Source organism: Streptomyces sp. SID12501 (assembly GCF_010550245.1).
Taxonomy (GTDB): Bacteria; Actinomycetota; Actinomycetes; order Streptomycetales; family Streptomycetaceae; genus Streptomyces.
Genome location: NZ_JAAGLU010000357.1, coordinates 1 through 550, shown reverse-complemented (window position 1 = coordinate 550; position 550 = coordinate 1). Strand labels below are relative to the sequence as shown.

Here is a 550-nt window from a genome sequence, read left to right as displayed (position 1 = left end):
TTCACCCCACGGAACCGCGGGTAACCGGGCGTCTCCCCGGCTTTGACGCGGCGGAAGAAAGCCTGGAATGCCTTGTCCAGGCGGCGCAGCGTGGCCTGCTGGGACGAGAACGACCACCGGCCGTGACGCTCGGGGTCGAAGGCCCGGATGTCCTTGAGCTGCGCGGACTGCCCGACGTACTTGATGCCGGTCTTCGAGACGTGCCGGTAGGCGTCGCGGCGTTCCTGCAACGCCCCGTTGTACAGCGAGCAGTGATCACGGAGCATCTCCGTCAGCGCCCCGGCCTGCTGGACGGTCGGCCGGAGCAAGAACCTGTACGAGCGGATCATCCTCCGACCTCCCTTCCATTACATGATGTGACATCACACTATCATGCATGCACTCACATCACGCAATGCCTACCATCGGCCCATGACCCAACGTCCCCTGACCGGAGCCGAAGCCGCCGAATACCTCGGCATCAGCATCCGCCGCATCCACAACCTCAACGCCGCCGACAACGACTTCCCCGAACCCGAATACACCGGCCGCACACCCACCTGGACCACAG

The 550-nt window shown here is 64.4% G+C and carries 1 protein-coding gene; it reads right to left on the bottom strand.

Annotated elements, in window-relative coordinates:
* Nucleotides 1-329, bottom strand: a 329-nt coding sequence (locus G3I71_RS46205; RefSeq protein ID WP_343243292.1) for a helix-turn-helix domain-containing protein, incomplete at its 3' end; no start/stop codon positions are given.
* Between the last annotated feature and the right edge of the window lie 221 nt (nucleotides 330-550).